The sequence below is a fragment of the Enterobacter cloacae complex sp. P15RS genome, assembly GCF_014895905.1.
Classification (GTDB): domain Bacteria; phylum Pseudomonadota; class Gammaproteobacteria; order Enterobacterales; family Enterobacteriaceae; genus Enterobacter; species Enterobacter quasihormaechei.
This window is the reverse complement of record NZ_JADBQL010000008.1, coordinates 84,872-110,284: the sequence shown is the minus strand read 5'-3', so window position 1 is coordinate 110,284 and position 25,413 is coordinate 84,872. Positions and strand designations below refer to the sequence as shown.

Here is a 25,413-nt window from a genome sequence, read left to right as displayed (position 1 = left end):
ATATTTACCTGCGTGATGTATTTATTAAATTAATCATATATTAAATAACTATATGTAAGTAAAAAAGGGCGAATCGTGTCGCCCTCTTTTAAACGTGCTCAGTCGCCTGATTACGCCGCTTTCACCGCATCTGCGATTCGATGCGCAAATTCGGTCACCTGCGCTTCATCCTCACCTTCCACCATTACGCGGATCAATGGTTCAGTACCTGACTTACGCAGCAGGACGCGACCGCGGCTGCCAAGCGCAGCTTCAACCTCTGCCATTACCGCTTTCACGTTATCATTTTCCAGCGGATCGCCTTTACCGGCAGTGAAACGCACGTTCACCAGGATCTGCGGGAACATTTTCATGCCGCTGCAAAGATCGTGCAGACTCATGTGGTTACGCGCCATCGCGGCAACCACCTGAAGCGCCGCCACAATGCCGTCACCGGTGGTGGTTTTATCGAGCAGGATCACGTGGCCGGAGTTTTCCGCGCCAATACGCCAGCCTTTCTCCTGCAATTTTTCCAGCACGTAGCGGTCGCCCACTTTCGCGCGCACAAACGGAATACCCAGCTGTTTCAGCGCCAGCTCCAGACCCATATTGCTCATCAGCGTGCCCACCGCACCGCCACGCAGTTGGCCCTGACGCAGGCCTTCACGGGCAATGATGTAGAGGATCTGATCGCCATCGACCTTGTTACCTTCGTGGTCAACCATGATCACGCGGTCGCCGTCGCCGTCCAGGGCGATACCCAGATCGGCTTTTTCAGCCAGCACGCGCGCCTGCAAGGCACGCACGTCTGTCGCCCCGACTTCTTCGTTGATGTTTAGCCCGTCCGGCTCGCAGCCGATGGTGATCACTTTCGCGCCCAGCTCGCGGAAAACATTCGGCGCAATGTGGTAAGTCGCACCGTTTGCACAGTCCACCACAATTTTAAGGTGTGCCAGACTCAGTTCATTCGGGAAAGTGCCTTTGCAGAATTCAATGTAGCGGCCTGCGGCATCGACGATACGGTTTGCTTTACCCAGCTCAGCGGAGTCGACGCAGGTGATCTCTTTTTCCATTTCCGCTTCAATCGCCTCTTCTACGTCATCCGGCAGCTTGGTGCCGTCGATGGAGAAGAATTTGATACCGTTGTCATAAAACGGGTTATGAGAAGCTGAAATGACGATACCCGCTTCCGCACGGAAGGTGCGGGTCAGATAGGCAACAGCAGGGGTCGGCATTGGACCCGTAAAGGAAGCTGAAAGCCCCGCCGCCGCCAGCCCGGCTTCCAGCGCGGACTCCAGCATATAACCCGAAATACGGGTGTCTTTCCCAATAATGATCTTACGGGATCCATGACGCGCCAGTACCTTACCCGCCGCCCAGCCGAGCTTCAGGACAAAGTCAGGGGTAATTGGCGCATCGCCTACGCGCCCACGGATGCCATCGGTACCAAAATATTTACGATTACTCATAGCGTTTGTTTTCCTTCGCTGCCAGTGTGGCTTCCACCACACGCATGGCTTCTACTGTTTCTTTTACGTCATGGACACGAATGATGTGTGCACCTTGCATCGCGGCAATCACCGCGCAGGCCAGACTGCCGCTCAGACGTTCGCTCGGCCCAACATTCAGTAACTGACCAATCATCGATTTTCTCGACATTCCCACCAGCAGTGGCAGGCCGAACTGATGAAATTCTGATAAGCGCGCAAGCAACGCGTAATTGTGGGAGAGATTTTTACCGAAACCGAAGCCCGGGTCGAGCAGCAATTTCTCTTTTGCGATACCCGCACGTTCACAACGTTCGATATGCTCAATAAAGAAGCGGCTGACGTCAGCAAACACATCTTCATACTTTGGTGCCTCCTGCATTGTCTTCGGCTGGCCCTGCATATGCATCAGACACACCGGTAGCCCGGTTTCCGCGGCGGCTTCAATCGCGCCCGGCTCGGTCAGCGAACGAATATCATTGATAATGTGAGCGCCCACTCTCGCCACTTCACGGATCACTTCGGGTTTAGAGGTATCCACGGAGATCCACACTTCAAAGCGCTGGGCGATAGCTTCCACCACCGGCACCACGCGCGCCAGCTCTTCTTCCACCGAAACGTCCGCCGCGCCAGGCCGCGTTGATTCCCCGCCAACGTCAATGATGGTAGCACCCGCGTTGATCATTAAATTCGCGTGCTTAACCGCGTCGATGAGCGAGTTATGCGTGCCGCCGTCAGAGAAGGAATCAGGCGTGACGTTCAGGATCCCCATCACATGCGGATGTGAAAGGTCGAGATGCGAGTCCTGGGCGAAGAGTTTCATGGTGAATTCCCTGGAATTAATATGGTTAAACAGATAAGAAAAAACCCCGGAGCAAGCTCCAGGGTTTGAGGTACAGACAAACGCTTCAACAGCAGTGACTTACTTGTCGCCCAACTGCTCTGACATGGTGTTGCCCGGGTTTGGCGTACGCGGTTCATCGACCGGACGCGGCGCACGCGGGGTGCCATTGTTGTCAGAATTGTTAGACGCACCTGGGTCTTCCCAGCCTGCTGGCGGACGCACTTCGCGGCGAGCCATCAGGTCGTCAATCTGCGGAGCATCGATGGTCTCATATTTCATGAGCGCATCTTTCATCGAATGCAGGATGTCCATATTGTCGTTCAGGATCTGACGGGCGCGAGCGTAGTTACGCTCAATCAGCGCTTTCACTTCCTGGTCGATGATACGTGCCGTTTCATCGGACATATGTTTCGCTTTCGCCACAGAGCGGCCCAGGAACACTTCGCCCTCTTCCTCTGCATACAGCAGCGGACCGAGTTTGTCGGAGAAGCCCCACTGCGTCACCATGTTACGCGCCAGGTTTGTCGCCACTTTAATGTCGTTCGACGCACCGGTGGAAACATGTTCCGCACCGTAGATAATCTCTTCCGCCAGACGACCCCCGTACAGGGTTGAAATCTGGCTTTCCAGCTTCTGACGGCTGGCGCTGATCGCGTCGCCTTCAGGCAGGAAGAAGGTCACACCCAGTGCACGACCGCGCGGAATAATCGTTACCTTGTGTACCGGATCGTGTTCCGGCACCAGGCGGCCAATAATCGCGTGACCTGCTTCGTGATACGCCGTGGACTCTTTCTGCGCTTCCGTCATCACCATGGAGCGACGTTCCGCACCCATCATGATTTTGTCTTTCGCTTTCTCGAACTCCACCATGGACACCACGCGCTTGTTACCGCGAGCGGCGAACAGTGCAGCTTCGTTGACCAGGTTAGCCAGGTCTGCACCGGAGAAGCCTGGAGTACCGCGCGCAATGATGGCCGCGTCGATATCTGGCGCCAGCGGTACGCGACGCATGTGCACTTTCAGAATCTGTTCACGACCACGAACATCCGGCAGACCGACCACAACCTGACGGTCGAAACGACCTGGACGCAGCAGCGCAGGGTCGAGGACGTCCGGACGGTTAGTTGCCGCGATAACGATAATACCTTCGTTACCTTCGAAGCCGTCCATCTCAACCAGCATCTGGTTCAGGGTCTGCTCACGTTCATCGTGACCACCACCCAGGCCTGCGCCACGCTGGCGGCCTACGGCGTCGATTTCATCGATGAAGATGATGCACGGTGCTGCTTTCTTGGCCTGCTCGAACATGTCACGCACACGAGATGCACCGACACCCACGAACATTTCAACGAAGTCAGAACCTGAAATAGTAAAGAAGGGCACCTTCGCTTCACCCGCAATGGCTTTCGCCAAAAGGGTTTTACCGGTACCCGGAGGGCCGACCATCAGGACGCCTTTCGGGATCTTACCGCCCAGTTTCTGGAAACGGCTCGGCTCGCGCAGGTATTCAACCAGTTCACCGACCTCTTCTTTCGCTTCGTCACAGCCTGCAACGTCAGCAAAGGTGGTCTTGATCTGGTCTTCCGTTAGCATACGCGCCTTGCTCTTACCGAACGACATGGCACCTTTGCCACCGCCGCCCTGCATCTGGCGCATAAAGAAGATCCAGACGCCAATAAGAAGCAGCATCGGGAACCAGGAAATGAAGATAGAAGCCAGCAGGCTTGGTTCTTCTGGCGGCTCGCCTACCACTTTGACGTTTTTGGTCAGAAGGTTATCAAGCAGCTTAGGATCGTTCACCGGGATGTAAGTCGTGTAACGGTTACTATCTTTCTTGGTAACGTTGATCTCACGTCCGTTGATACGCGCTTCGCGAACCTGGTCCTGATTGACCTCTTGCAGGAAGGTAGAATAATCCACCTTGCGGCCATTCGACTCGCTGGGCCCAAAGCTCTGGAATACTGACATCAGCACAACGGCAATGACCAGCCAGAGTATTAGGTTTTTCGCCATGTCACTCAAGGGATTAACCTCACATTACAACTGTGTTAAAAACAGCGTCAGGATACTCTATATCCAGTTTCATTCAAACTTTCGTCTGAAATCTCCCGGTTATCATTTTCGCCCGGTCGCTACAATATACACTTCACGGGAACGGGCCCGGGAAGAGTCCGGCTTACGAACTTTGACCTTCGCAAACAGGGAGCGAATTTCCTTAAGATACTCCTCGAAACCTTCGCCCTGAAACACCTTCACAACAAAACTACCACCAGGCGCTAGTACATCACGACACATTTCTAACGCTAGCTCCACCAGATACATGGCGCGGGGGATATCCACCGCCGGTGTTCCGCACATATTTGGTGCCATATCCGACATGACAACCTGGACCTTGCTGTCACCAACACGATCAAGTAATGCTTTAAGCACTAATTCATCACGAAAGTCGCCCTGAAGGAAGTCGACACCAACGATGGGATCCATTGGTAAAAGATCGCATGCGATGATTCGTCCCGTTCCGCCGATCTGCGTAACCGCATACTGGGACCATCCGCCAGGTGCCGCACCGAGGTCGACTACCGTCATTCCCGGTTTAAAAAGTTTGTCACTTTGCTGTATTTCATCAAGTTTAAACCAGGCGCGGGAACGCAACCCCTTTTTCTGCGCCTGTTGAACATATTTATCGCTAAAGTGTTCCTGAAGCCAGCGGCTGGAGCTGGCAGAACGCTTTTTACCTGTCATTTAACATTTCCGTCCTGGTTCATCGTTGCTTGCCTGTGACGTAAATTTCTACGCAGCTATTTGGCGATATTAGGGAGATGGCGGTAGAATGAACCGTTTTCAATCCCAACGTAAGCAAAAATATACGATGAATCTGAGTACTAAACAAAAACAGCACCTTAAAGGTCTGGCACATCCGCTCAAGCCTGTAGTGATGCTTGGCAACAATGGTTTGACCGAAGGGGTGCTTGCCGAGATTGAACAAGCGCTGGAACACCACGAGCTGATCAAGGTGAAAATCGCCTCTGAAGACAGAGACACTAAAAACCTGATCGTGGAAGCCATCGTGCGCGAAACCGGCGCCTGTAATGTACAGGTCATCGGTAAAACGCTGGTGCTCTATCGCCCATCTAAAGAGCGTAAAATCTCGCTGCCACGTTAAGGATATCCTGAATCAATCACATTTTCTGTGTGAAACGAGGGATTTCTTTCAGCAGGCGAGCAAAATGCCATGCTCCTTGAGTTGTTAAAAGGCCGCTATGCGGCCTTTTTCTTTTCTTTACAATGTATCAACATCTTAGAAGAGAAGCGAATTACAGGTATTCAACCTTAATAATTTCGTATTCCACTTCGCCGCCCGGGGTGCGGATTGTCACAACATCGTCCTGCTCTTTGCCAATCAGGCCGCGAGCAATCGGGGAGTTCACCGAAATCAGGTTCTGTTTGAAGTCCGCTTCGTCATCACCCACGATGCGGTAGGTTTGCTCTTCGTCGTTGTCCAGATTCAGGACGGTGACGGTAGAGCCGAAGATCACGCGACCGTTGTTGGGCATTTTAGTGATATCGATAACCTGCGCATTGGACAGTTTCGCTTCGATATCTTTGATGCGCCCCTCGCAGAAGCCCTGCTGCTCACGCGCCGCGTGGTATTCAGCATTCTCTTTCAGGTCGCCATGCTCACGCGCATCCGCGATAGCGGCGATGATTTCAGGGCGACGTACGGATTTCAAAAAATCCAGCTCTTCGCGCAGTTTTTCGGCACCACGTAAGGTCATCGGAATAGCTTGCATTTGTTATACCTCTTAAACATTCCTGTTGGGAGCAGTGTTCCCTGCTCCAGCCCACCTGAACAGGCCAGAAGCAAAAAGAAAACCGACCCGGGAGCTACGCCCCAGGTCAGCAGCAATTTTTCAATTTGATACGCATTTTACCGCGAAGTTCACTATGGGTCATCGTTTACTTTACAGTGCCATGCACCGTAGTATGACGGTTTGTTTTCGGGTTGTTAGCGCGAGATTATGCGATTTTCCAGTTTTATCATCGGATTGACCACCAGTATAACGTTCACCGTTCAGGCCGCGAATGTTGATGAGTACATTAATCAGCTGCCCGCCGGCGCGAACCTTGCCCTGATGGTGCAGAAGGTTGGCGCGCAGGCCCCCCAGATTGACTATCACAGTCAACAGATGGCGCTGCCTGCGAGTACCCAGAAGGTGATCACTGCCCTCGCCGCCCTGCTCCAGCTCGGGCCTGACTTCCGTTTTACCACCACCCTTGAAACCAAAGGTAACGTCTCGGGTGGCGAACTAAAAGGCGATCTTATCGCCCGTTTTGGTGGCGATCCCACCTTTAAGCGCCAGGATGTCCGCAACATGGTAGCGGCGCTAAAAAAATCCGGCGTGACAAAAATCGACGGTAACGTCCTGATCGACACCTCCATTTTCGCCAGCCACGATAAAGCGCCCGGCTGGCCGTGGAATGACATGACGCAGTGCTTTAGCGCCCCGCCAGCCGCCGCAATCGTCGACCGTAACTGCTTCTCCGTTTCGCTTTACAGCGCGCCTAAGCCCAATGACTTAGCGTTTATCCGCGTTGCCTCTTACTACCCGGTCACGATGTTCAGCCAGGTACGGACGCTGGCGAAAGGCTCCCCGGAGGCGCAGTATTGCGAGCTGGACGTGGTACCGGGCGATCTCAACCGCTATACGCTCACCGGCTGCCTGACCCAGCGGGCTGACCCGCTGCCGCTGGCCTTCGCCATTCAGGACGGCGCGGGCTATGCCGGGGCCATTTTCAAAGACGAACTGAAGCAGGCGGGTATCACCTACACCGGAACGCTGTTGCGCCAGACGCAGGTGAATGAGCCAGGCACGGTGATCGCCAGCAAACAGTCTGCGCCACTGCATGATTTGCTTAAGATTATGCTGAAAAAGTCGGATAACATGATTGCCGACACGGTGTTCCGCATGATTGGGCACGCGCGCTTTGGCGTGCCGGGCACCTGGCGGGCCGGTTCTGACGCCGTACGTCAGATCCTGCGCCAGCAGGCGGGTATCGATCTGGGCAATACGATCGCCGTCGATGGTTCCGGTTTATCGCGCCATAACCTGATCTCGCCGGCAACCATGATGCAGGTATTGCAGTACATCGCTCAGCATGACGCTGAGCTAAACTTTATCACGATGCTGCCGCTGGCCGGGCACGACGGTTCACTTCAGTATCGCGCGGGGCTTCACGCTGCGGGCGTGGACGGCAAAGTGTCAGCCAAAACGGGTTCCTTGCAGGGTGTTTACAACCTTGCCGGTTTCATCACGACAGCCAGCGGGCAACGCATGGCATTTGTGCAGTATCTCTCCGGGTATGCCGTCGAACCGGCCGACCAGCGCAATCGTCGTATTCCACTGGTGCGTTTCGAAAGCAGGCTCTATAAGGACATCTATCAAAACAACTGATGTTCACGGTGGCCTGCTCCCAGGCAGGCCACCGCCTCGCACTATTTCTTGTTGGTCTAAATCACAGGCACGACTTTCACCTCAATGAGACCGATACCTATCTTTCTGGCCGGGGAGGTGTACATTTGCCCCAATACGCTGCCTTCACGGCTGAGCGTCGGCTCAGGCGGAGTAATCATAATTAAACGCGAGTATGAATCCCCTTTAAAGCGAAGCGTAACGCGGGTCGGCTTTTCACCGAAGCGCACATACTGCGTCTGCTCGCCGATTTTCACCGCTACCGGTGCATCAATATTTTTGCCATACGCTTTTGCTTCAATCTCAACGTCAAATTCGGGCACAAACGGGGCTTTATACAGCAACAATATCGACGGCGACGTCAGTGCATCTGACCATCGTCCCCAGGGCTCCTGTCGTCCTAGCCCCATCACGTTTTCGATGAAAAGAGGTAGCCCGTCGAGGTTGAACTTGAAGGTATCTGAAACATAACGGATCTCATCGGGATTCATCTTCAGCAGCCCTTGCTCACGCTGATACGTCGCTGAATTCGTGGGACCATCATCACTGCTAACGTTGCCCTCGTATTGTTCATCCATTACCTCCTCGACTGTCACCTTTCCCCCGGCTTTGCCTTGCGTGACGCACCATTTTTCAGAAAGCGAAAGATCGTTACGCCACAGCGTTGCGGGGCGAAAACATTTATCGACCCACAGGAAACGTTCGCCTTCGGGTAAAAATGCCAGGGATTGTCTTAGCGATAGAGTTCTGCTGCTATCGTCAATAACCGGTAATACCTCATTCGGTTTTATATCAATCAAAATCGGCAAACTATAGGTGTGACCGCTAAATGAAATCTCATTCTTACGCGTATCCAGCGTAAAACGATCGATGCGATCCGGGATCCCCCACAGGCCTCGAATGCTGCCCCCCCAGGCATAAAGTTTATTCTTAAATTCCGGTATAGTTTCGGTGAGCGATTTTTCACTGGCGGAGCTTCGTCCTAGGCCTATTTTCGTTCCACCACCGAGCAGGTCCAGGACTGTCGCGCCATTATCAAGCGTGCTCCTTGGCTGCGACTTAATTTCGGCTTTTATCTTTGGTCCAAGCACAAAAAACAGATCCCGACGTTCAAGCTTATTAAGATAGTCCACGGAAACCGTCGTGCTGGGCATTGCCAGGTGATCCGACGAAAGCACAACGATCGTATTGTTGGCCCAGGGCGAAGACTGGATCCGCTGTACAAAGCGTGCAATATTTTCCTGACTACACAATACGGCACTTAGCGCATCAACCTTATGGCCTTCGATGGAATAACTGTTCTGACGACATCCTGGAGAAATGTAGCCTCTTGGAGGATGCGTATCGACCGTGAGTGCAAAAAGCGCAAAACGCTGCCCCGAGGAGGACAGTTCACTGAACTTTTCCCAGGCTTTATCCATAACAACACTGTCATACAGGCCCCAGTTATTCTGCACATCAAAATTATCCTTAAGCCCCGATTCGGTTAACCCCCAGGCATGCTTAATGCCATGCACTTTAAAGAAGGCATCTTTATCCGCGAAGTGAAGGTTGGCCCCCTGGTAGAAATAGGTTTCATATCCTGACTCGCTGAGTATATCACCCAGACATTTGCTCTCAGGATAAAAGCTCGTCACCGTATTCTGGCCATTAAACGCAGTGGGCTTAAAGAGTGGTAATCCGCACTGCGAGGCTACAATCCCCGCAATGGTGAAATCGGTGGCGGGCATTTGAAAAGTATTAGAAAAGTCCAAGCTCATGGACCTATGTTTATCCAAATCAGGAAGCAGATTGGGAAAAACATGTTGATCAAAATAGGTCCGCTCCAGACTTTCGCCATAGATATAGACTAAATTATATTTTGGATTTTCAATAATGCCGGGTTGATTAAAATAGTACTGATTAAAGTCCGAACCATCTATTTTCGTCGTCATGAGCGTATTACCGCTAAGCTGAGAGAACGCCGGTGAGATAAACAGCGCGAGGGCGCTACAGCAAACAGAAAATAACGTAAATATCCAGCTTTGCTTACCGTCTGATTGACCACGAAAGAGAATACGATGGATGATAACAATAATCACTGCACATAAGACTAATGCAAATAAAGATGGCCAGATGTAATCACTTATTTCACCGCCTTCCATCGTTGTCGTTAGCGTGTAAAGCACAGATTCATTAACACCATCGCCGGTAAAATACTGGCAGACAACCCAAAAGCCATCCAGAAATACCGAACCGACGGTCATAACGAATATGAACAGGGACAGATAAGCGTTTTGATAAGATTTAAACCGATACAACGCTGTTGCAAAAACCATGCAACTCACTGAAAAGATTAATAAATAGAGTGAATCCATTCTCTTACTCGTTGATTATAAGACGTCAGTGGCAGAGACGTGATGAGTACAAGAGCAGCATTATAACTTTTGCTATAAGTTCTCCCTATTTAATAAAATTTAATTAGGAATATATTAAGGATTACAAACCGCAGAGGATAAGGGAGTACGCCTGAACCTTGCTTTCTGCCATAATCATTTCAGTAAAAGGACACGGGCTCGGAAGAACAGAGATGAAACTCCTTATCGTTGAAGACGATTTGTTATTACAGGAAGGGCTTGCGCTCGCGATGGCTAATGAAGGCTATGCGCTTGACCGTGCCGCCACGGCCGCTGAAGCAGAAGCCCTGATCCAGAGCGGAGAATACAGCCTGGTGATCCTGGACTTGGGCCTGCCAGATAAAGACGGCGCGACGCTGCTCTGCCAGTGGCGTCGTCGCGGAGTCGAGAATCCCGTATTGATTCTTACCGCCCGCGATGCCATTGAAGACAGAATTAACGGGCTGGATTCCGGGGCTGACGATTATCTGGTAAAACCCTTCGCCCTTGCCGAGCTACAGGCGCGCGTACGGGCACTGATTCGGCGCTATCAGGGCCACAGCGACAACCTGCTGACGGACGGGGATATCACCCTTAATCTGCAAACCCAGCAGGTGCTTCGCCAGTCTCAGCCTGTGGAAGTGACGCCAAAAGAGTTCGCTCTGCTAACGCGCCTGATCATGCGCAGCGGGCATACCGTGCATCGTGAGACGCTGCAACAGGACATCTACTCCTGGCAGGACGATCCGGGTTCAAACACGCTTGAAGTGCACATTCATAATCTGCGGCGCAAGCTCGGTAAAGATCGTATCAAAACCGTACGCGGCGTGGGTTACCGTCTGGAGAGCCAGAAATGAACAGTATGCGCCGGCGATTAATGGTGTTGCTGGCGGTGATACTGCTCTTTTTTCAACTGATTAGCGTGGTGTGGCTGTGGCATGAGAGCCGCGAGCAAATCGGTTTTCTGGTGAACGAAACGTTGTCTGCAAAAGCGCGCAACAACCATGTTGAAAAAGAGATCCGCGAAGCCATTGCCTCTCTGCTGGTCCCTTCTCTGGTGATGGTCGGTTTTACCCTGTTTTTCTCATTCTGGGCAGTCACCTGGATCACCCGGCCACTCAACAAACTTCGCGCCAGCCTTGCGAACCGCTCGGCGGATAATCTGACTCCCCTGCCGATGTATTCGGATATGGAAGAGATAGGCGCAGTAACCGCGTCGCTCAATCAACTGCTCGCCCGGCTGGACCACACTATCCAGCAGGAACGCCTGTTCACCGCCGATGCGGCGCACGAGTTACGAACGCCGCTTGCGGGGATCAGGCTTCATCTGGAACTGATGGCCCAGTCCGGTTCTCCGCAGGCCACGCCACTCATAAGCCGTATCGACCAGCTGATGCATACGGTAGAACAGCTGCTGATGCTGGCGCGTGCCGGCCAGGCGATGGCCAGCGGCCATTACGATACCGTGAACTGGACAGAAACTATCATTGCCCCGCTCAGACTGGAGCATGAAGCTAAAGAGCATACGGTGATATGGCCTGCTGAAAGCACGCTGACGGTGCAGGGAGATGCCGTTCTGTTACGTCTGATGTTAAGGAACCTTCTGGAGAATGCCGCCCGCTACAGCCCGGCAGGCACAACCATTGAAGTGGCATTAACGGCGATGGAAGGCGGTACCCGGGTCAGCGTTACCGATCAGGGGCCGGGTATTGATGAGGCGCACCGACAGTCGATTACTGAACCTTTCCGGCGTCTCGACCAGCGCTACGGTGGCAGCGGCCTTGGGCTGAGCATTGTACAGCGTATCGTGCAGCTCCATCATGGTCATTTAACGCTGGAGAACGGTGCTGAGGGCGGCTTAATCGCCAGCTGCTGGCTACCCGCGAAGATAGGATAAAAAAAGCCCCGTAAGGGGCTTTATGCAGGGCTTAGTGCTTGTAAATGAACTCGACGCCTTCTTCGTCGTCTTCATCCCAGTCATCGTCCCAGTCTTCATCATCCTCTTCCGCTTCCAGCTCTTCGAGCTGCTGGCGGTGGTAGTCATCCCACATGAATTCGACTTTTTCAGGCTGTTTCGCTTCTTCTGCCTGAACAATCGGATTCTCGATGATAAAGGTCATTACATCCCAGCAGAGTTCTTTCACGCCAACCTGGCTGGCGGCAGAGATCAGATAGTACTTATCTTCCCAGCCCATCGCTTCGGCAATCGCTTTTGCCTTCGCTTCGGCTTCCGCTTTGTCCATCAGGTCGATCTTGTTGAACACCAGCCAGCGTGGTTTTTCCGCCAGTTTTTCACTGTATTTTTCCAGCTCGCCGATAATGATACGGGCGTTTTCAACCGGATCGGAACCGTCGATCGGATCGATGTCGATGAGGTGCAACAGTACGCGGCAACGCTCAAGGTGCTTCAGGAAGCGAATACCCAGACCGGCGCCTTCTGCCGCCCCTTCAATCAGACCAGGGATGTCAGCTACCACAAAGCTCTTTTCGTTATCCATACGGACAACGCCCAGGCTCGGCACCAGCGTAGTGAACGGATAGTCCGCCACTTTTGGTTTCGCCGCAGACACTGCACGGATAAACGTTGATTTACCGGCGTTTGGCATACCCAGCATACCTACGTCTGCCAACAGCATCAGTTCAAGTTGCAGGTCGCGCTTATCGCCCGGGGTACCCATCGTTTTCTGACGCGGAGTACGGTTAACGGACGATTTGAAACGGCTGTTACCCAGACCGTGCCAGCCGCCTTTCGCCACCATCAGGCGCTGACCGTGTTTGGTCATATCACCCATGGTTTCGCCCGTGCCCTGATCGATGACACGCGTACCCACCGGCACTTTGATCGTCACGTCTTTACCGCGTTTACCGGTACAGTCGCGGCTCTGGCCGTTCTGGCCACGCTCGGCGCGGAAAGATTTTTCGAAACGGTAGTCGATCAGCGTGTTGAGGTTTTCATCCGCCTCCAGCCACACGTCACCGCCGTCACCGCCGTCACCGCCGTCAGGACCGCCACGAGGAATATACTTTTCACGGCGGAAGCTTACACAACCGTTACCGCCATCACCTGCCACGACCAGAATCGTCGCTTCATCAACAAACTTCATTTTACTCTCCGTAACTCATTCGCCTGAGCGGGGGACTATTACAACCGCTTCATTTTTGCGCCAACGTCCCCAGAGACGATGACCAATGGCGGAATACATCGCGCCCGCAACCACGACAAACGCACCGAGATAACCCAACAGGTTGAGCATCGGCTTGACGAAGACATCGGGCCAGGCCATTGATAACAAATCTGAAAATAACAGCGTAAACAGCGGGGTAAGCGTGATTAGGGCGCTCACCTGTGCTGCCTGCCAGCGCGCCATGGCTTCCGCCAGCGCGCCATAACCAACCAGCGTATTCAGCCCACAAAAAATGAGGCACGCCAGTTGCCAGTCGCTGAGCTGGGTAATCACACCCGGCCTCGCTAACGGCAATAATGCCAGTGTACACAAAGTGTACAGCAAAAAGAGGATCTGCTGTGAGGCAAGACGGCGCAATAACACCTTTTGCGCGACGCCATAACTCACCCAGACCGTTGCTGCACCCACCCCGAAAATGACACCCCAGGTGTAATCCGTCAGGCGGGTAAAAATCTCGATCAGGCTGGTGTTAAAGAACATCACCAGACCGCAAAGCAGCATGCTTGCCCCGATGATCTGCGTGCCGCGCATCTTCTCCTTAAGGATAAAGACGCTGGCGACCATCATGCCGACCGGTGAAAGTTGCCCAATCACCTGCGAGGCTGTAGGGCTAAGATATTGCAGGGAGGAGCTGAACAGAATGAAGTTCCCGAACAGACCGCCCGTCGCGATAGCCAGTAATACCAGCCAGCGCGGTTTTCGGAAGATGCGCAGCGGTGGCAGCTTACCTTTGACGGCCAGAATGGCGCCCAGGCCAATGCTTGCCATCAGGAAGCGATAAAACACCACCGTAGGCGGTTCCATCACTTCCAGTACCTGCTTCATTGCAATTGGCAGTGCACCCCAGCACATTGCGGTAGTGAGCGCCAAAAGAATACCAATGCCGGCCTGCTGCTTCATGCCCGTTTTCCCTACAGAAAATTTTCCGGGTTTCCAATGTAAAAAGCCCCGCAACACGTTGCGGGGCTTTAATCCGTTACCGGACCGAGAAAACCTTACTCAGCAACGATGCTGATGTATTTACGGTTGTTCGGGCCTTTAACTTCAAATTTCACTTTACCGTCTGCTTTAGCAAACAGAGTGTGGTCACGACCGCAACCTACGTTGGTACCCGCGTGGAACTTGGTGCCACGCTGACGAACGATGATGCTACCCGCCAGAACGGATTCGCCACCGAAACGCTTAACGCCCAGGCGTTTAGCTTCTGAATCGCGACCGTTACGTGTGGAGCCGCCAGCCTTTTTATGTGCCATTTAAATCTCTCCTCAGGTCTTAGGCGCTGATGCCAGTAATTTTCACATCAGTGAACCACTGACGGTGGCCCTGCTGCTTACGATAGTGTTTACGACGACGAAACTTAACGATTTTAACTTTCTCGCCACGACCGTGAGCAACAACTTCAGCTTTGATAACGCCGCCATCAACGAAAGGAACGCCGATTTTGACTTCTTCACCGTTTGCGATCATCAGAACTTCTGCGAACTCAACAGATTCGCCAGTTGCGATGTCCAGCTTTTCCAGGCGAACGGTCTGACCTTCGCTTACTCGGTGTTGTTTACCACCACTTTGGAAAACCGCGTACATATAAACTCCGCTTCCGCGCACATCCTCGTATGATTCAGAGTGCGCTATAAATATTCACAATAGGGCGCGAATATTACGCAAAACGCGAGCCTTTGACAAGTGCTACCATCAATACATGAAGAAAAAAAACACAACACGTACGGTAACGTTTATCTGAGCCGTTTTTTCAGTACAATCAGCAATACTATTTATAAACCGAAACCCTTTGTGTACCCATCTCGTGTGGGATAAACAGGATAAAAAGCCCGGCTTTTGCGATGAATTTAGAAAAAATCAATGAGTTAACCGCGCAAGATATGGCGGGTGTGAATGCAGCAATCCTGGAGCAACTCAACTCTGACGTTCAGCTGATCAATCAGTTGGGCTATTACATCGTCAGCGGCGGCGGTAAACGTATTCGTCCAATGATTGCCATTCTGGCCGCACGCGCGGTTGGCTATCAGGGGAACGCCCACGTCACAATCGCGGCGCTGATCGAATTTATCCACACCGCCACCCTGCTTCACGACGATGTTGTGGATGAATCAGACATGCGTCGGGGTAAAGCCACCGCCAACGCCGCGTTTGGTAATGCAGCAAGCGTTCTGGTCGGGGATTTTATCTATACCCGCGCTTTCCAGATGATGACCAGCCTTGGCTCGCTGAAGGTGCTGGAAGTGATGTCAGAAGCGGTGAACGTTATCGCTGAAGGCGAAGTCCTACAGTTGATGAACGTTAACGACCCGGACATCACCGAAGAAAACTACATGCGGGTGATTTACAGCAAGACCGCACGTCTGTTTGAAGCCGCCGCGCAGTGCTCCGGGATTCTGGCAGGCTGTAGCGAAGCGCAGGAAAAAGGGCTTCAGGACTATGGCCGCTATCTCGGTACCGCATTCCAGCTGATTGATGATTTGCTGGACTACAGCGCGGATGGCGAAACGCTCGGTAAAAACGTCGGTGATGACCTGAACGAAGGCAAGCCAACGCTGCCGCTGCTCCACGCGATGCACAATGGCACACCGGATCAGGCGAAAATGATCCGTGAAGCTATCGAGCAGGGAAATGGTCGCCATCTTCTGGAACCGGTACTGGAAACAATGGCAGTCTGTGGCTCCCTGGAATGGACGCGTCAGCGTGCAGAAGAAGAAGCAGACAAAGCCATCGCCGCCATTCAGGTCATTCCTGACAGCCCATGGCGTGATGCGCTAATCGGCCTCGCGCACATCGCCGTCCAGCGCGATCGTTAATCCCCTCCTCGTCTCCCTGCGCTCCGCAGGGAGATTCCAGTACGCGCCAGTAAATTACATTTCCGTGTAAGCTCATCAGGTTACAGGCCGCATGTATAAAGCCATGCCTTATTCTGAATATTGCTTCTCGTAACATGAACTTTTTAGAACAGATGTTCTAAGTGAGTATAGTAATGCTGTCTTTTCACACGAAAAGGCGTGGACGATAACGAACACAAGGACAGCATTATGGATACAAAATTCATCGACTGGCATTCTGCTGACATTATTGCGGCACTGCGTAAAAAAGGGACATCGCTGGCTGCCGAATCACGTCGCAACGGGTTGAGCTCGTCGACGCTGGCAAATGCACTGACCCGCCCATGGCCGAAGGGGGAGCTGATTATCGCGAGAGCGCTGGATACGCATCCGTGGGTGATATGGCCGTCACGCTACCACGATCCCATTACCCATGAATTTATCGACAGAACGCGCATGATGCGTCAGAGCAAAACGAAGAAAGCACATCAGGACTGATGCACCGGGATTTACAGGAACAGCAATCCCCCGGCCTGTTCTGGCAGGGGGGTGCCGGAACGATTACTCGCCCTTCACACGCTCGATATTCGCACCCAGCGCGCGCAGTTTGTCTTCAATGCGCTCGTAACCACGATCAATGTGGTAGATACGATCGACAACGGTAGTGCCTTCCGCAATACACCCTGCCAGTACCAGACTCGCAGACGCGCGCAGATCGGTCGCCATCACCTGCGCACCGGACAGTTTTTCAACGCCGTGACAGATGACCGTGTTGCTTTCAATCTCAGCATGCGCACCCATACGGATCAGCTCCGGGACATGCATGAAACGGTTTTCGAAGATGGTTTCCGTGATGAAGCCCGTGCCTTCGGCCACCAGGTTCAGCAGCGTGAACTGCGCCTGCATATCCGTCGGGAAGGCCGGGTGTGGCGCAGTGCGCACGTTAACGGCTTTAGGACGCTGCCCGTGCATATCCAGGCTTATCCAGTCCTCACCGATTTCAATGTCCGCACCCGCATCGCGCAGCTTCGCCAGCACCGCATCCAGGGTATCCGGCTGTGCGTTACGGCAGACAATCTTACCGCCAGAAATGGCCGCCGCCACCAGGAAGGTCCCGGTTTCGATACGGTCTGGCAGGACGCGGTACACGCCGCCACCCAGACGCTCAACGCCTTCGATGGTAATACGGTCCGTGCCCTGCCCGCTGATCTTAGCACCCAGTGCGACCAGGAAGTTCGCGGTGTCCACGATTTCCGGTTCACGCGCGGCGTTTTCGATGATGGTAGTGCCTTCTGCCAGGGTGGCAGCCGACATGATGGTCACCGTTGCGCCCACGCTCACTTTGTCCATGACAATGTGCGCGCCTTTCAGACGACCATTGACGGACGCTTTCACGTAACCTTCTTCCAGCTTGATCTCCGCGCCCAGCTTTTCCAGGCCAAAGATATGCAGGTCGACGGGACGCGCGCCGATAGCGCATCCGCCCGGGAGTGAAACCTGACCCTGACCGAAACGCGCCACCAGCGGCCCAAGGGCCCAGATGGAAGCACGCATGGTTTTCACCAGCTCATACGGTGCTGAGAAGTTGTTCACGTTGCTGGCATCGATCCAGACGGAACCGTTACGCTCCACTTTGGTGCCCAACTGGCCGAGCAACTTCATGGTCGTGTCGATATCTTTCAGCTTCGGTACGTTCTGGATCTCTACCGGCTCTTCTGCGAGCAGCGCAGCGAAAAGAATGGGCAGCGCGGCGTTTTTAGCGCCAGAAATTGTGACTTCGCCCTGGAGACGCGTGGGTCCCTGTACACGAAATTTATCCATTGTTTGCTCTCTTATAAATTCAACCGTGCTGCGGGCGCTTCGCCCCCAGCTCAAAAACCGTTTAGTTTGCGATCGCGTGCCCACTCCTGTGGGGTGAACGCTTTAATCGACAGGGCGTGAATGCGGTTGTCCGCAATGTATTCCATCAGCGGCGCATACACAGCCTGCTGTTTTTTCACGCGACTCATTCCGTCGAACATCTCACCCACAGCAATAACCTGGAAGTGACTGCCATCGCCAGAGACGTGGGCTTCCTGAAGGGAGAGTGCATTCATCAGCACAGTCTGGATTTCATTATTTTCCATGGGGTCTACATCATCTGATAGTGAAAACAAGCCCAACATCTTAGAGCAAAGTGGCGCGGTCTTAAACAAGCAAAAAGCCCCGACGCGCAAACTGTCGGGGCTTTCGGAAGTAACGTACTGAAAAAATTAGCGAGGTAATACGTCTTCGGGCAAATTGTAAAGCTGTGCAAGGGTGACGACGTTGTCGCTTACCCCCGTCAGGGTAACGCTGCTCCCCTGCTTTTTGCCCGTGGCAACCAGGTGCGCCAGCAGCGCAATACCGGCGGTATCTACCCGCGTGACGCCATGTAGATCAATCCGCGTCACGCCCTGCATCGCGTTATGGCGAGCGTCCCACAGCGGGTTAAGCAGATCCTGATCCAGCTCTCCCGTCAGCGTCAGCGTCTCGCCGTCTCGCGCCCAGCTAAGCTGCTGCAACATTACTTCTTCTCGTCCAGGGTAATTTTCTGACGAGAGATAGACTGAAGCTGAGCCGTCAGGCCATCAATCCCTTTGGTGCGCAGCAGATCGCTCCACTCGTTCTGTTTAGTGGTGATCATGCTTACGCCTTCGGCGATCATGTCATACGCCTGCCAGTTTCCGGTCTGGCTGTTCTTACGCCACTGGAAGTCCAGGCGAACCGGCGGACGGCCATTTGGATCGATAATTGTCACGCGGATAGGAATGATGGTGGCATCGCCCAGCGGCTGTTCAGGGGCAATCTGATAGGTCTGACCGTGATACATCGCCAGCGCCTGGCCGTAAGCCTGTTTCAGGTATTCACGGAACGCCGCGAAGTAAGCCTCGCGCTGCGCCGGGGTCGCCTCTTTGTAATAACGGCCCAGTACCAGCGCGCCCGCATACTTGATCTGCACATACGGCAGCAGCTCCTGATCCACGACATCACGCAGATAGTCAGGGTTAGAGCGGATTTTGGGCTGTTCATTTTTAAGACGGTCGAAGGTTTTCTTCGCAGCCTCATCCATCAGTTTGTACGGGTTACTCTGATCCGCAGCGTGTACCGCAGTCAGAGGGGCAATGACCAGCATGGCAACCATTAACAGTCGTTTAAACATGAATGACTTCTCCTGAAATTAATTCGTCGCGCCTGGCGTCGGTTCGACGTTGGTGTGGTCTTCACTCTGCGCAGGGGCATCGTCAGACTTTTTATCATCCCCTTTACTGTTGTAAAGGAACTGACCAATCATATCTTCCAGCACCATCGCTGACTTGGTATCCTGGATTACGCTACCGTCTTTAAGGATAGACGTTCCCAGCTCAGGATCTTCAAAACCAACGTTGAGGGCCAGATATTGCTCCCCCAGCAGGCCAGAAGTACGGATAGAGAGCGAGCTGGTGTCAGGAATGTGGTTATAGCGCTCTTCGATATCCATCGCGACGCGCGGCAGATACGTTTTTTCATCAAGCGTAATGTCCGCTACACGTCCGATGACGACGCCACCAATACGCACCGGCGAGCGCGCCTTCAGGCCGCCGATATTATCGAAGGTCGCGTAGACGCGATACGTCGGCTCGGCGCGAACAGAGGTAATGTCCGCCGCTCGCAGGCAGATGAACAGCGCGGCCAGCAGCGCCAGAAGCAGAAACACGCCAACCCAAATTTCATTTTTTCTCGTTTGCATGAACTCAATTCCCAAACATCAGTGCGGTGAGCACAAAATCCAGACCTAAAACGGCCAGCGACGAATGTACGACAGTACGCGTCGTTGCGCGGCTAATGCCCGCCGACGTCGGAATGGCATCGTAACCATTAAACAACGCAATCCAGGTAACCGTCACAGCGAAAACCACGCTCTTGATCAGACAGTTCACCAAATCCATCCGCAGATCGATAGCGTCCTGCATGGCGGACCAGAAGAACCCGGCATCAATGCCTTTCCAGTTGACGCCGACCAGCGCGCCGCCCCAGATACCGACCGCCACAAAGAGGATAGTCAGTAACGGTAAGGAGATAACCCCGGCCCAGAAGCGCGGAGAGATAACCCGGCGCAGCGGATCGACCGCCATCATCTCCATGCTGGAAAGCTGCTCGGTGGCGCGCATCAGGCCAATTTCCGCCGTCAGTGCTGACCCGGCACGCCCGGCGAACAGCAGCGCGGCAACCACCGGCCCGAGCTCACGCAGCAGCGAGAGCGCCACCAGCATGCCAAGGCTGGTCTCCGCGCTGTAGGTTGTCAGCACCAGATATCCCTGCAACCCCAGCACCATGCCGATAAACAGCCCCGACACGATGATGATAAGCATCGACAGTACACCGACGTTATAAAGCTGCCGCACCAGTAACGGCGCATGCTTGCGGAACTCCGGTTTGCCAACCAGCGCGTTGAACAACATTAATCCGGCACGCCCGAACGTACTGATGGTTTTTAGGCCACGATGTCCAAGACCCGCCAACGCATTTAACAGCATGAGTGGCTTAACTCCCTATTCCCAGTAAATCGTCATGATAGTCGCCTGCCGGATAGCGGAAAGGCACCGGCCCATCTGCGATACCGTCCAGGAACTGCCGCACGCGCGGATCGCCATTCTCCTGCAACGCCTGAGCGCTGCCGTGGGCGACGATCTTTTTGTCAGCCACAATATAGGCGTAATCAGCAATGCTCAGCACTTCCGGCACGTCGTGGGAAACCACCACGCAGGTGACGCCAAGGGCGCTGTTCAGTTCTGAAATGAGCTTCACCAGTACGCCCATAGTGATAGGGTCTTGCCCGACGAACGGTTCGTCGAACATGATTAAATCCGGTTCAAGGGCAATAGCACGCGCCAGCGCGGCGCGGCGCGCCATCCCGCCGGAGAGTTCGGACGGCATGAGTTTCGCCGCCCCCCGCAACCCCACGGCTTCGAGCTTCATCATCACCGTGCTGTGCAACAGCGCAGGAGGAAGATGGGTGTGCTCACGCAGCGGATAGGCCACGTTGTCAAATACGTTCATATCGGTGAACAGCGCACCCGACTGAAAGAGCATGCTCATTCGTTTGCGAACCGTGTAGAGGCGCGAGCGAGACATCTCCGGAACGTTTTCACCGTCGAAGAGAATTTCGCCGCTGTCAGGAGGGATTTGCCCGCCGATAAGACGCAGCAACGTCGTTTTACCGATCCCTGACGGCCCCATGATGGCGGTGATTTTACCGCGCGGCACGGTCAGCGAAATATCATCAAATATCACCCGGCTGCCGCGAGAAAAACTGACGCCCCGGACATCGACTATATTCGCCATCGTTTGGCTCATTTATGGTTCCTTACTTACCTTACTTCACGGCTGGCATGAAGCGTAAATCAGCCCTAAACCCCGCATTTTTACAGAATATTCACTATTGGGGTTAGCTAAAGCTGGCATTTGTTTTACTTTTCCGGCGCATAAAGTCAAAATTAGGAATTCGTCACGTCTCAGACTTCATCTGGCGCCAGAATCCGTGCGCAGTGGACCAGCGAGTATACCTGAAGAAAGGACTTTTGATGCTTTTAGCAACAGCACTGTTAATAATTGGTTTACTGTTGGTGGTCTACAGTGCTGACCGTTTGGTCTTTGCCGCATCCATTCTTTGTCGACTCATTGGCATGCCGCCCATCATTATCGGAATGACGGTGGTCAGTGTAGGCACATCGCTTCCTGAAATCATTGTTTCTGTTTCAGCCTCGCTGCATGGTCAGGTCGACCTTGCTATCGGCACCGCGATTGGCTCTAACATCGTCAATATATTACTGATTTTAGGCTTAGCCGCATTGCTGCATCCATTTCGCGTCCATTCTGATGTTTTGCGCCGCGAATTGCCGCTAATGTTAGTCGTTAGCCTGCTGGCTGGCTACGTGCTTTACGACGGGGTGCTGAGCATTGATGACGGTATATTCCTGCTCGCCCTGGCCGGGATCTGGTTGCTTTACAGCGTGAAAATCGCGCGTCTGGCGGAAAAACAGGGCAACGATAGCCTCACGCGTGAGCATCTCGCCGAGCTGCCCAGGGAAGGCACCTTACCCGTCGCCCTGCTGTGGCTGGGCGTCGCGCTGATCATCATGCCGATGGCCACGCGGATGGTCGTCGATAACGCGACGGTGCTGGCGAACGCGTTTGCGATGAGCGAACTGACAATCGGTCTGACGGTCATCGCCATCGGCACCAGCCTGCCGGAGCTGGCCACCGCCATCGCCGGGGCGCGTAAAGGGGAAGATGATATCGCCATCGGCAATATCATTGGCTCTAATATTTTCAATATCGCGATCGTGACGGGGCTGCCGGCGCTGATCTCGCCGGGGCCGTTTAACCCCATGGTCTTCACGCGCGATTACGGTGTGATGCTGCTGGTCAGCGTCATTTTCGCCCTGCTCTGCTGGCGGCGAAAAGAGCAGATCGGCAAAGGCGCAGGCGCGCTGCTGACGGGTGGATTTATCGTATGGCTGGCGATGCTGTACTGGCTCTCGCCACTTCTCTCTGGGTAAACGGAAACGCATTATGTCGCAAATAGAATTGCAGCCGGGTTTTGACTTTCAGAAAGCAGGCAAAGACGTTCTGGAGATTGAACGTGAAGGTCTGGCGCAGTTAGATCAGTACATTAATCAGGATTTTAGTCTGGCCTGTGAGAAGATGTTCTACTGTGCCGGTAAAGTCGTGGTGATGGGGATGGGCAAGTCTGGCCATATCGGGCGCAAAATGGCGGCGACCTTTGCCAGCACCGGCACCTCGTCCTTCTTCGTTCATCCGGGTGAAGCCGCGCACGGTGACCTCGGTATGGTTACCCCGCAGGACGTGGTTATTGCGCTGTCTAACTCCGGGGAATCGAATGAAATTCTGGCGTTGATTCCGGTGCTGAAGCGCCTGCACGTCCCGCTGATTTGCATGACCAGCCGCCCGGAAAGCAGCATGGCGCGTGCGGCAGATATTCACCTGTGCGTAAAGGTGCCGAAAGAAGCCTGTCCTCTGGGGCTGGCCCCGACCTCCAGCACCACCGCCGCGCTGGTGATGGGCGATGCCCTTGCCGTTGCGCTGCTGGAAGCCCGCGGTTTTACGCCTGAAGATTTCGCCCTGTCTCACCCCGGCGGCGCGCTCGGGCGCAAACTGCTGCTGCGGGTAAACGATATTATGCACACCGGGGATGAAATTCCGCACGTCAGCAAAGAGGCTTCTCTGCGCGACGCGTTGCTGGAAATCACCCGCAAAAACCTGGGCATGACGGTCATCTGTGACGACCTGATGAAGATTCAGGGCATTTTCACCGACGGTGACCTGCGCCGGGTGTTCGATATGGGTGTGGATGTGCGAACGCTGGGCATCGCGGATGTGATGACGCCAGGCGGGATCCGCGTCCGTCCGGGCACGCTGGCGGTCGATGTGCTGAACCTGATGCAGTCCCGTCATATCACCTCAGTGATGGTTGCCGATGGCGACCAACTGCTGGGTGTGGTACATATGCATGATCTGCTGCGCGCAGGCGTAGTGTAATGAAGGATAAGACAATGAGTAATGCGGGTGCATCCCTTGCAACCTGTTATGGCCCGGTGAGCGCCCAGATGATGGCAAAGGCGGAAACTATCCGCCTGCTGATCCTCGATGTAGACGGCGTGCTTTCCGACGGTCTGATTTATATGGGCAATAACGGCGAAGAGCTGAAAGCCTTTAACGTTCGCGACGGTTACGGTATCCGCTGTGCGCTCACGTCCGGTATTGACGTAGCAATCATCACCGGGCGGAAAGCTAAACTGGTAGAAGATCGGTGTGAAACGCTGGGCATTACGCATCTCTATCAGGGACAGTCTGATAAGATGGTAGCCTTCCGGGATTTGCTGGAAAAACTGGCCATTGCGCCAGAGAATGTGGCGTACGTCGGGGATGATTTGATCGACTGGCCAGTGATGGCGGAGGTGGGTCTGAGCATTGCCGTGGCTGACGCACACCCGCTGCTGATCCCGCGTGCTGATTACGTTACCCATATTCACGGTGGCCGCGGTGCCGTGCGTGAAGTCTGCGATCTGCTTCTGCTGGCGCAGGGCAAGCTTGATGAGGCGAAAGGGCAATCGATATGAGTAAAACCAGACGTTGGGTTATCATTCTGCTTTCGCTTGTCGTCCTGATCCTGATTGGCGTGAACCTCGCTGACCGCGATGATACGCAAACGGAAGTGGTCAACACGAGCGACCCGACCTACAAAAGCGATCGCAGCGATACCGTGGTTTATAGCCCGGAAGGCGCACTGAACTATCGCCTGATTGCTCAGCATGTCGAATATTTTTCAGATGACGGTGTTTCGTGGTTTACCCAGCCGGTGCTGACCACCTTTGATACCGACAAAGTGCCGACGTGGTCGATCAAGTCTGACCGGGCAAAACTGACAAATGACCGTATGCTTTATCTGTATGGTCACGTTGAGGTCAACGCCCTGACCGCTGACGCTCAACTGCGCAAAATTACGACCGATAACGCCCAGATCAACCTGGTCACCCAGGATGTCACGTCGCAGGATTTAGTCACCCTGTATGGCACAACATTTAATTCCAGCGGTTTAAGAATGCGCGGGAACTTACGCAGCAAAAACGCCGAGCTGATTGAAAAGGTTAGAACCTCCTATGAAATTCAAAACAAACAAACTCAGCCTTAAAGTTGTTATCGCCAGCGCGCTGCTGGCGGCCAGTCTTCCCGCGCTTGCTGTGACTGGCGACACCGAGCAGCCGATTCATATCGAATCTGATACGCAGTCTCTGGATATGCAGGGTAACGTCGTTACCTTTACCGGCAACGTCGTCGTGACCCAGGGCACCATCAAAATCAATGCCGATAAAGTGGTCGTTACCCGTCCGGGCGGCGAGCAGGGCAAAGAGATTATTGATGGTTATGGCAACCCGGCCACGTTCTACCAGATGCAGGACAACGGCAAGCCGGTAAAAGGCCATGCCTCGCATATGCACTACGAACTGGCGAAGGATCTGGTCATCCTGACCGGTAATGCTTACCTGGAACAGCTGGACAGCAACATCAAAGGCGACAAGATCACCTATCTGGTGAAAGAGCAGAAAATGCAGGCCTCCAGCGAAAAAGGTAAACGCGTCACTACCGTGCTTGTGCCTTCGCAGTTGCAGGACAAGAACAACGGTCAGGCTCCGGCACAGAAAAAGAGTAACTAATTCGT

The 25,413-nt window shown here is 53.8% G+C and carries 28 protein-coding genes; 11 read left to right on the top strand and 17 right to left on the bottom strand.

What is annotated here, in order from left to right; translation table 11 throughout:
- Positions 1 to 110: 110 nt before the first annotated feature.
- The 4 genes from glmM to rlmE all read right to left on the bottom strand — a co-directional run bounded on the left by glmM (position 111) and on the right by rlmE (position 5,052).
- Positions 111 to 1,448 carry a phosphoglucosamine mutase gene (gene glmM, locus IM267_RS06110; protein ID WP_193033011.1) on the bottom strand — a complete coding sequence of 446 codons (1,338 nt, stop codon included), beginning with the start codon at positions 1,446 to 1,448 and terminating at the stop codon, positions 111 to 113.
- A complete protein-coding gene (folP, locus tag IM267_RS06105; RefSeq protein ID WP_063451045.1) occupies positions 1,441 to 2,289 on the bottom strand; it encodes a dihydropteroate synthase in 849 nt (282 codons plus the stop codon). The genes glmM and folP overlap by 8 nt, the downstream gene beginning before the upstream one ends.
- A gap of 99 nt (positions 2,290 to 2,388) precedes the next feature.
- Positions 2,389 to 4,323, bottom strand: coding sequence for an ATP-dependent zinc metalloprotease FtsH (gene ftsH / locus IM267_RS06100; protein WP_003861810.1), 1,935 nt, complete (start codon positions 4,321 to 4,323; stop codon positions 2,389 to 2,391).
- 102 nt (positions 4,324 to 4,425) lie between these two features.
- The gene (gene rlmE, locus IM267_RS06095; protein ID WP_003861812.1) at positions 4,426 to 5,052 is read right to left on the bottom strand and encodes a 23S rRNA (uridine(2552)-2'-O)-methyltransferase RlmE; all 627 of its coding nucleotides are present in this window, start codon (positions 5,050 to 5,052) and stop codon (positions 4,426 to 4,428) included.
- Between the two features lie 127 nt (positions 5,053 to 5,179).
- Here rlmE and yhbY point away from each other — a divergent pair, with 127 nt between their 5' ends.
- Positions 5,180 to 5,473: a ribosome assembly RNA-binding protein YhbY gene (gene yhbY, locus IM267_RS06090; RefSeq protein ID WP_003861814.1), complete on the top strand. Its 294-nt coding sequence runs from the start codon at positions 5,180 to 5,182 to the stop codon at positions 5,471 to 5,473.
- 151 nt (positions 5,474 to 5,624) lie between these two features.
- On the opposite strand, the gene greA is transcribed toward yhbY, so the two are convergent.
- Positions 5,625 to 6,101 carry a transcription elongation factor GreA gene (greA, locus tag IM267_RS06085; RefSeq protein WP_014171793.1) on the bottom strand — a complete coding sequence of 159 codons (477 nt, stop codon included), beginning with the start codon at positions 6,099 to 6,101 and terminating at the stop codon, positions 5,625 to 5,627.
- Positions 6,102 to 6,329: 228 nt separating this feature from the next.
- On the opposite strand from greA, the gene dacB reads away from it, so the two are divergent.
- A complete protein-coding gene (gene dacB / locus IM267_RS06080; protein ID WP_193033010.1) occupies positions 6,330 to 7,763 on the top strand; it encodes a serine-type D-Ala-D-Ala carboxypeptidase in 1,434 nt (477 codons plus the stop codon).
- Positions 7,764 to 7,819: 56 nt separating this feature from the next.
- Here dacB and opgB read toward each other — a convergent pair whose 3' ends face one another.
- On the bottom strand, positions 7,820 to 10,138 hold the full coding sequence (gene opgB / locus IM267_RS06075) for a phosphatidylglycerol--membrane-oligosaccharide glycerophosphotransferase (RefSeq protein ID WP_193033009.1): 2,319 nt from the start codon (positions 10,136 to 10,138) through the stop codon (positions 7,820 to 7,822).
- A 212-nt stretch (positions 10,139 to 10,350) separates the two neighbouring features.
- Here opgB and pmrA point away from each other — a divergent pair, with 212 nt between their 5' ends.
- A complete protein-coding gene (pmrA, locus tag IM267_RS06070) occupies positions 10,351 to 11,013 on the top strand; it encodes a two-component system response regulator PmrA (RefSeq protein ID WP_193033008.1) in 663 nt (220 codons plus the stop codon).
- Positions 11,010 to 12,053, top strand: a complete 1,044-nt coding sequence (gene pmrB / locus IM267_RS06065) for a two-component system sensor histidine kinase PmrB (RefSeq protein WP_193033007.1) — start codon at positions 11,010 to 11,012, stop codon at positions 12,051 to 12,053. The genes pmrA and pmrB overlap by 4 nt, the downstream gene beginning before the upstream one ends.
- Before the next feature lie 31 nt (positions 12,054 to 12,084).
- Here the strand turns inward: pmrB and cgtA are convergent, their stop codons facing one another.
- From cgtA to rplU, 4 genes are all read right to left on the bottom strand, one after another.
- Positions 12,085 to 13,260 (bottom strand): Obg family GTPase CgtA, encoded by a 1,176-nt coding sequence (gene cgtA, locus IM267_RS06060; protein ID WP_107533974.1) that lies wholly within the window; start codon positions 13,258 to 13,260, stop codon positions 12,085 to 12,087.
- Between the two features lie 15 nt (positions 13,261 to 13,275).
- The gene (locus IM267_RS06055; RefSeq protein ID WP_193033006.1) at positions 13,276 to 14,241 is read right to left on the bottom strand and encodes a DMT family transporter; all 966 of its coding nucleotides are present in this window, start codon (positions 14,239 to 14,241) and stop codon (positions 13,276 to 13,278) included.
- Positions 14,242 to 14,336: 95 nt separating this feature from the next.
- Positions 14,337 to 14,594, bottom strand: a complete 258-nt coding sequence (rpmA, locus tag IM267_RS06050; RefSeq protein WP_003861831.1) for a 50S ribosomal protein L27 — start codon at positions 14,592 to 14,594, stop codon at positions 14,337 to 14,339.
- Positions 14,595 to 14,613: 19 nt separating this feature from the next.
- On the bottom strand, positions 14,614 to 14,925 hold the full coding sequence (gene rplU / locus IM267_RS06045) for a 50S ribosomal protein L21 (RefSeq protein WP_003025032.1): 312 nt from the start codon (positions 14,923 to 14,925) through the stop codon (positions 14,614 to 14,616).
- Between the two features lie 257 nt (positions 14,926 to 15,182).
- Between rplU and ispB the strand changes: the two genes are divergently transcribed.
- Both ispB and sfsB read left to right on the top strand, forming a co-directional pair.
- Positions 15,183 to 16,154, top strand: a complete 972-nt coding sequence (ispB, locus tag IM267_RS06040; protein WP_063451038.1) for an octaprenyl diphosphate synthase — start codon at positions 15,183 to 15,185, stop codon at positions 16,152 to 16,154.
- A 228-nt stretch (positions 16,155 to 16,382) separates the two neighbouring features.
- Complete coding sequence (sfsB, locus tag IM267_RS06035; protein ID WP_063451240.1) at positions 16,383 to 16,670, top strand: DNA-binding transcriptional regulator SfsB; 288 nt, start codon at positions 16,383 to 16,385, stop codon at positions 16,668 to 16,670.
- 63 nt (positions 16,671 to 16,733) lie between these two features.
- Here sfsB and murA read toward each other — a convergent pair whose 3' ends face one another.
- The 7 genes from murA to mlaF form a co-directional block, all read right to left on the bottom strand.
- The gene (murA, locus tag IM267_RS06030; RefSeq protein ID WP_006812128.1) at positions 16,734 to 17,993 is read right to left on the bottom strand and encodes a UDP-N-acetylglucosamine 1-carboxyvinyltransferase; all 1,260 of its coding nucleotides are present in this window, start codon (positions 17,991 to 17,993) and stop codon (positions 16,734 to 16,736) included.
- A gap of 50 nt (positions 17,994 to 18,043) precedes the next feature.
- Positions 18,044 to 18,298 carry a BolA family iron metabolism protein IbaG gene (gene ibaG / locus IM267_RS06025; RefSeq protein WP_003861840.1) on the bottom strand — a complete coding sequence of 85 codons (255 nt, stop codon included), beginning with the start codon at positions 18,296 to 18,298 and terminating at the stop codon, positions 18,044 to 18,046.
- A gap of 126 nt (positions 18,299 to 18,424) precedes the next feature.
- A complete protein-coding gene (mlaB, locus tag IM267_RS06020; protein ID WP_193033005.1) occupies positions 18,425 to 18,718 on the bottom strand; it encodes a lipid asymmetry maintenance protein MlaB in 294 nt (97 codons plus the stop codon).
- The gene (gene mlaC, locus IM267_RS06015; RefSeq protein WP_063451036.1) at positions 18,718 to 19,353 is read right to left on the bottom strand and encodes a phospholipid-binding protein MlaC; all 636 of its coding nucleotides are present in this window, start codon (positions 19,351 to 19,353) and stop codon (positions 18,718 to 18,720) included. Before mlaC ends, mlaB begins: the two co-directional genes overlap by 1 nt.
- An 18-nt stretch (positions 19,354 to 19,371) precedes the next feature.
- Positions 19,372 to 19,920 (bottom strand): outer membrane lipid asymmetry maintenance protein MlaD, encoded by a 549-nt coding sequence (gene mlaD / locus IM267_RS06010; RefSeq protein ID WP_063451035.1) that lies wholly within the window; start codon positions 19,918 to 19,920, stop codon positions 19,372 to 19,374.
- Positions 19,921 to 19,924: 4 nt separating this feature from the next.
- Positions 19,925 to 20,707, bottom strand: coding sequence for a lipid asymmetry maintenance ABC transporter permease subunit MlaE (gene mlaE / locus IM267_RS06005; protein WP_003861848.1), 783 nt, complete (start codon positions 20,705 to 20,707; stop codon positions 19,925 to 19,927).
- A 7-nt stretch (positions 20,708 to 20,714) separates the two neighbouring features.
- A complete protein-coding gene (gene mlaF, locus IM267_RS06000) occupies positions 20,715 to 21,527 on the bottom strand; it encodes a phospholipid ABC transporter ATP-binding protein MlaF (protein ID WP_063867565.1) in 813 nt (270 codons plus the stop codon).
- 227 nt (positions 21,528 to 21,754) lie between these two features.
- Here mlaF and IM267_RS05995 point away from each other — a divergent pair, with 227 nt between their 5' ends.
- The 5 genes from IM267_RS05995 to lptA are packed head-to-tail and all read left to right on the top strand — an operon-like array spanning position 21,755 to position 25,408.
- Positions 21,755 to 22,732 carry a calcium/sodium antiporter gene (locus IM267_RS05995; RefSeq protein WP_063867564.1) on the top strand — a complete coding sequence of 326 codons (978 nt, stop codon included), beginning with the start codon at positions 21,755 to 21,757 and terminating at the stop codon, positions 22,730 to 22,732.
- 13 nt (positions 22,733 to 22,745) lie between these two features.
- A complete protein-coding gene (gene kdsD, locus IM267_RS05990; RefSeq protein WP_003861853.1) occupies positions 22,746 to 23,732 on the top strand; it encodes an arabinose-5-phosphate isomerase KdsD in 987 nt (328 codons plus the stop codon).
- Positions 23,733 to 23,746: 14 nt separating this feature from the next.
- Positions 23,747 to 24,313: a 3-deoxy-manno-octulosonate-8-phosphatase KdsC gene (gene kdsC, locus IM267_RS05985; RefSeq protein ID WP_063867563.1), complete on the top strand. Its 567-nt coding sequence runs from the start codon at positions 23,747 to 23,749 to the stop codon at positions 24,311 to 24,313.
- On the top strand, positions 24,310 to 24,885 hold the full coding sequence (lptC, locus tag IM267_RS05980) for an LPS export ABC transporter periplasmic protein LptC (RefSeq protein ID WP_063451031.1): 576 nt from the start codon (positions 24,310 to 24,312) through the stop codon (positions 24,883 to 24,885). Before kdsC ends, lptC begins: the two co-directional genes overlap by 4 nt.
- On the top strand, positions 24,854 to 25,408 hold the full coding sequence (gene lptA / locus IM267_RS05975) for a lipopolysaccharide ABC transporter substrate-binding protein LptA (RefSeq protein ID WP_063451030.1): 555 nt from the start codon (positions 24,854 to 24,856) through the stop codon (positions 25,406 to 25,408). Before lptC ends, lptA begins: the two co-directional genes overlap by 32 nt.
- The last annotated feature ends 5 nt before the right edge of the window (positions 25,409 to 25,413 follow it).

Bases quoted from the DNA above. Each gene is read 5' to 3' on its own strand.
- glmM (WP_193033011.1), bottom strand. From the start codon at position 1,448: ATGAGTAATCGTAAATATTTTGGTACCGATGGCATCCGTGGGCGCGTA.
- folP (WP_063451045.1), bottom strand. From the start codon at position 2,289: ATGAAACTCTTCGCCCAGGACTCGCATCTCGACCTTTCACATCCGCAT.
- ftsH (WP_003861810.1), bottom strand. From the start codon at position 4,323: ATGGCGAAAAACCTAATACTCTGGCTGGTCATTGCCGTTGTGCTGATG.
- rlmE (WP_003861812.1), bottom strand. From the start codon at position 5,052: ATGACAGGTAAAAAGCGTTCTGCCAGCTCCAGCCGCTGGCTTCAGGAA.
- yhbY (WP_003861814.1), top strand. From the start codon at position 5,180: ATGAATCTGAGTACTAAACAAAAACAGCACCTTAAAGGTCTGGCACAT.
- greA (WP_014171793.1), bottom strand. From the start codon at position 6,101: ATGCAAGCTATTCCGATGACCTTACGTGGTGCCGAAAAACTGCGCGAA.
- dacB (WP_193033010.1), top strand. From the start codon at position 6,330: ATGCGATTTTCCAGTTTTATCATCGGATTGACCACCAGTATAACGTTC.
- opgB (WP_193033009.1), bottom strand. From the start codon at position 10,138: ATGGATTCACTCTATTTATTAATCTTTTCAGTGAGTTGCATGGTTTTT.
- pmrA (WP_193033008.1), top strand. From the start codon at position 10,351: ATGAAACTCCTTATCGTTGAAGACGATTTGTTATTACAGGAAGGGCTT.
- pmrB (WP_193033007.1), top strand. From the start codon at position 11,010: ATGAACAGTATGCGCCGGCGATTAATGGTGTTGCTGGCGGTGATACTG.
- cgtA (WP_107533974.1), bottom strand. From the start codon at position 13,260: ATGAAGTTTGTTGATGAAGCGACGATTCTGGTCGTGGCAGGTGATGGC.
- IM267_RS06055 (WP_193033006.1), bottom strand. From the start codon at position 14,241: ATGAAGCAGCAGGCCGGCATTGGTATTCTTTTGGCGCTCACTACCGCA.
- rpmA (WP_003861831.1), bottom strand. From the start codon at position 14,594: ATGGCACATAAAAAGGCTGGCGGCTCCACACGTAACGGTCGCGATTCA.
- rplU (WP_003025032.1), bottom strand. From the start codon at position 14,925: ATGTACGCGGTTTTCCAAAGTGGTGGTAAACAACACCGAGTAAGCGAA.
- ispB (WP_063451038.1), top strand. From the start codon at position 15,183: ATGAATTTAGAAAAAATCAATGAGTTAACCGCGCAAGATATGGCGGGT.
- sfsB (WP_063451240.1), top strand. From the start codon at position 16,383: ATGGATACAAAATTCATCGACTGGCATTCTGCTGACATTATTGCGGCA.
- murA (WP_006812128.1), bottom strand. From the start codon at position 17,993: ATGGATAAATTTCGTGTACAGGGACCCACGCGTCTCCAGGGCGAAGTC.
- ibaG (WP_003861840.1), bottom strand. From the start codon at position 18,298: ATGGAAAATAATGAAATCCAGACTGTGCTGATGAATGCACTCTCCCTT.
- mlaB (WP_193033005.1), bottom strand. From the start codon at position 18,718: ATGTTGCAGCAGCTTAGCTGGGCGCGAGACGGCGAGACGCTGACGCTG.
- mlaC (WP_063451036.1), bottom strand. From the start codon at position 19,353: ATGTTTAAACGACTGTTAATGGTTGCCATGCTGGTCATTGCCCCTCTG.
- mlaD (WP_063451035.1), bottom strand. From the start codon at position 19,920: ATGCAAACGAGAAAAAATGAAATTTGGGTTGGCGTGTTTCTGCTTCTG.
- mlaE (WP_003861848.1), bottom strand. From the start codon at position 20,707: ATGCTGTTAAATGCGTTGGCGGGTCTTGGACATCGTGGCCTAAAAACC.
- mlaF (WP_063867565.1), bottom strand. From the start codon at position 21,527: ATGAGCCAAACGATGGCGAATATAGTCGATGTCCGGGGCGTCAGTTTT.
- IM267_RS05995 (WP_063867564.1), top strand. From the start codon at position 21,755: ATGCTTTTAGCAACAGCACTGTTAATAATTGGTTTACTGTTGGTGGTC.
- kdsD (WP_003861853.1), top strand. From the start codon at position 22,746: ATGTCGCAAATAGAATTGCAGCCGGGTTTTGACTTTCAGAAAGCAGGC.
- kdsC (WP_063867563.1), top strand. From the start codon at position 23,747: ATGAGTAATGCGGGTGCATCCCTTGCAACCTGTTATGGCCCGGTGAGC.
- lptC (WP_063451031.1), top strand. From the start codon at position 24,310: ATGAGTAAAACCAGACGTTGGGTTATCATTCTGCTTTCGCTTGTCGTC.
- lptA (WP_063451030.1), top strand. From the start codon at position 24,854: ATGAAATTCAAAACAAACAAACTCAGCCTTAAAGTTGTTATCGCCAGC.